5 protein-coding genes are annotated in these 3,700 nt (G+C 41.1%); all 5 read right to left on the bottom strand.

Going from position 1 to position 3,700, the window contains the following annotated elements; genetic code table 11:
- Positions 1–98: 98 nt before the first annotated feature.
- Positions 99–446, bottom strand: a complete 348-nt coding sequence (locus H2O73_RS20160) for a cupin domain-containing protein (RefSeq protein WP_182110716.1) — start codon at positions 444–446, stop codon at positions 99–101.
- A gap of 138 nt (positions 447–584) precedes the next feature.
- Positions 585–1,232, bottom strand: coding sequence for a hypothetical protein (locus H2O73_RS20170; RefSeq protein ID WP_182110717.1), 648 nt, complete (start codon positions 1,230–1,232; stop codon positions 585–587).
- Between the two features lie 157 nt (positions 1,233–1,389).
- Positions 1,390–1,695 carry an NIPSNAP family protein gene (locus tag H2O73_RS20175; RefSeq protein ID WP_182110718.1) on the bottom strand — a complete coding sequence of 102 codons (306 nt, stop codon included), beginning with the start codon at positions 1,693–1,695 and terminating at the stop codon, positions 1,390–1,392.
- Between the two features lie 740 nt (positions 1,696–2,435).
- A complete protein-coding gene (locus tag H2O73_RS20180) occupies positions 2,436–2,933 on the bottom strand; it encodes a P-loop nucleotide/nucleoside kinase family protein (RefSeq protein WP_065546181.1) in 498 nt (165 codons plus the stop codon).
- 154 nt (positions 2,934–3,087) lie between these two features.
- Positions 3,088–3,495: a hypothetical protein gene (locus H2O73_RS23445; RefSeq protein WP_497997502.1), complete on the bottom strand. Its 408-nt coding sequence runs from the start codon at positions 3,493–3,495 to the stop codon at positions 3,088–3,090.
- Between the last annotated feature and the right edge of the window lie 205 nt (positions 3,496–3,700).

Raw genomic sequence — 3,700 nt, forward strand, 5'->3', positions numbered from 1 at the left:
GCAACGCCAACCACCCTACCTAAACCATTGTGACATAAACACTTAACCCAAAGTAAGCCGAAAATGCCGAGCGTTGGGAATCCGTCTTAAACGCATTGTTATGCTCGTACTTCAACACGATCCCCATGACTTGGTGGAGTAGATGTAACAACGAAATGTAGGTCTGTTTGACCTCGATTACTCAGTTGGTGTGGAGTATCACTTACCACATGAAAACCTTGATTTTCGAGTAATTCAAAAATTTCCCCGTTTACTTCTAATGTCGCACAACCAGATATAACAAAGAAAAACTGTTCTGACTTCTTGTGGAGGTGACGAACCTCAGAGCAACCAGGAGGAACTCGTTCTTGAATTACACTGAGGTTCTGAGACTTAACTAGGTGCCAACCATCGCACTGCTCACCCCATTGATAATGTTCAGAATTTTTCACGGATACTACTGCCAAATTTCCTCCTAGAGCATAACGCCCTGTTAAGGTGTGAGCAACGCAATGCCAAAGCTCCCGCATACCACCTTAAACACTAAAACCAACGCATAGTAAAAATGCCATGCGTTGCGAATCACTCTTAAACAGTTTGTTAGCTTACTTTCCTACCTTGAACTTTTTCAAAGCCCTTTCAAACCTCTTATGGTCATTACCTGAAATAATGCAATGTTTAGATAAATACTTGTCATAGCAATTAGATGCTGCATTATTCCATTCTACAGCAATATTACGCAGCTCATTCATCCAAATTGGATTGTCAATCGTTGCTTCAATTAAATCGTCAGAAACAGAGTAGGCGCTACTCGTTTGTATAGCCCAGATATCGTGCGAGTATCTTGCTCCAACGCCATACTTTTTAAGCTCATTTAACTTAGATTGTGAGAGCTTAGGCAAGGTAAAACGATTTTTACTAAGCTTTGTTGTTTTATCAAATAACTTATCAAGATGATGAGATAAGTTTTTCAAGTCTTTCATCAACCTCTTGGGTGTCTTTGAGTCATGGCTCAAAGAAACGACCAAAGACTTCATCGAGCATTCCAAAGACATGCAAAGATCTACCATGGCTTTTGCACGAAATTGCTTATTTTGCATAGAATCATTAGATGAATTGAGAATATCAAATCGCTCTATAAATAGATTACCATCCACATAGTAGTTTCTTGCGATCACTCCTTTAACCGCTCTCCGTGGTTTAATTTGTTTTGGAAGACCCAAACTCATTTTCAGCCTATCGACTACAGACATATCAATATTATCCCTTGTAAGCTAACGCCCAATTAAGGGGTGAACAACGTCTCCACCCAAACCTAAAGCATTGTGCCATAAACACTAAAACTGAAGTAGAAGCAAAAGTGCCAAGCGTTGTGAATCCCTCTTAAATTGCTTGTTATACGTTGCTTCCTTACCCGAGCACTGGTCTAAAAAAGCTACGTTCATAGCTAATAATGCAGTCTACTTTATCTGCAAACTCAAAAGCTTCAATACACTCAGGATCATTTAAAGATTTAACGCGATACTCTTCATATGCTGATAAGCTTTCAAATGTGAACAAAGCTAGAGCTATATTATTCGCACCTTCTGACGGTAGGAAATAGCCATTGTGTTGACCACCGAACTTCTCAACAAGTGGAATCCACATTCTTGCGTATTCTTCAAATTCTTTGACTTTTTTCGGGTCAATCACGTACCTGACATAGCAAGTAATCATAAGCTTTAAATCCTTCTAATTGCTTAATTTTATGCGCAACGTATAACGCCGCATTAAGTGGTGAACAACGCGACCACCCAACTTTAAACCCTGCCACATTTAGCACTGAAGCTGACCTAGGCTGAAATCGCCAAGCGTTGAGAATCCGTCTTAAATGCTTTGTTATGTTTTAGCACAATTCGTTGATTTACTTGGCAAAGAACTGAAGTATTGACCTAGTTTTCTGAACCAAATCACAAGCTCAGACTCACTTGATCGGCAGATGCGCCAAACCAAAAACAAGTAAGCCCACTTCCCTGCTAATGAGGCAACTCGATCAAGCCTCAACAAGCGCCCTTTCTTAGCAACAACAGCGCAGAACAATGGCAATTTGCCGACTCAACTACCAAGGTTATTAGCTGATTGAGAAATACGCCCGAAGCGACTTTGAGCCAGATAAACAAGACGACCAAACCACCCGAAAACTCGAATGAAGCAACCCGCGAACCTTGGCATGTTGTACGGGTTAAGGGATTTAAGAACTGCTCGACAGTGGTGATTTGCTGAGTCTACTTCCAATGAATCGCCAAAGGGGCAAAGAACGACTCAAAGGCATTTAAATCATTGAAATTCCATTAAAACATAACGCCGCGTTAAGTGGTGAGCAACGCTACCACCCTACCTAAACCATTGTGACATAAACACTTAAACCGATGTAAGCCGAAAATGCCAAGCGTTGGGAATCCGTCTTAAACGCTTTGTTATGCGTATTCTCCCACACGTACCAGACTGAGATTTTCACTCGCTGCTGGAGCTTCAAAATACTGGGTCACATGATGAAATACAGCCTCTGTGTCAAACATAGCTCTTTCTGGTTGTTCAACTCGGCGTTTAGCAATTTGGGATAAACATTGTTCGTCTGTTAAGTCTAAATACAACAGCTCATGATCACTATCTACTTCGACGCACAGTGATACAAACCAAACTCTTTGCCTTACAGTATTAGCTGGAAAATCCATGACAACGTTAACCCCGACATTCAGCAAGTTTTGAACATGGCTTTTAACGAAAGGCTTAATTAAGTTTGAGTACTTGATGTAGTCGTCAAACGTTTGAATTTGAGAAGGATAATGAGCTGACAACCAATCGTCTTCTGAAATTAAGACTGCATTGTTTTCAGCAGCTACAACCTTAGATTTGGTCGATTTTCCTGCTCCCATCTTGCCACAGAAGAAGTACAGCTTTCCCTGATTTTCCATATTTCCTCCATTTACGCATAACGCCGCGTTAAGTAGTGAGCAACGCCACCACCTAACCTAAAACCTTGCCACCGTAAACACCAAAGCTGATTTGAACTGGAAATGCCGAGCGTTGGGAATCTGTCTTAAACGCATTGTTATGTTGTGATTTCAACTATTCCACGATTCTTACCATATATGGTTCTCGTTCATCACTATAAGTGCATGCCCCGTCTATGACTATCATATTGGGATTATGTAAGTATTCAACCGCGTCGCGTACAATTGCAATTTCCGCATGGCAATGCTTACAGTTCGGACCACAATTTGCTGCAAATTGACCACCACAACTACATTTAGGCAATGTATTCGTAATTTGTTCAAGAATAGATCGAGACTTATCAGACCATACTAACCGTTGATCCGATGCTCTATGAATAACATTGGAGCATGTATCGCAGTAAAAATGAGGAAAACATTGACTCATTCCACTCGATCGCCATGCGGGGGTCAGTCCATTACACTGATTGCATCTAAGATCGCCAACCCATTGTAAAGATCTTGAATATTCTACAATTTTCATCGACAACTCCTTCGTCTGACTGAAAACAACATAACGCCATGTTAAGGGGTGAGCCAACGCATTGCGCTGAAGCTACGACAAACCGCCTTAAACACCCTTGCTGAATTTAAACAGAATTCGCCAAGCGTTGCGAATCCACCTTGAACATTTTGTTATGCAAATACAGCGACATAGCCAGCAACTTACCACAGAAACCAAAGCCATT

The organism is Vibrio marinisediminis, from assembly GCF_014050145.1.
Taxonomy (GTDB): domain Bacteria; phylum Pseudomonadota; class Gammaproteobacteria; order Enterobacterales; family Vibrionaceae; genus Vibrio; species Vibrio marinisediminis.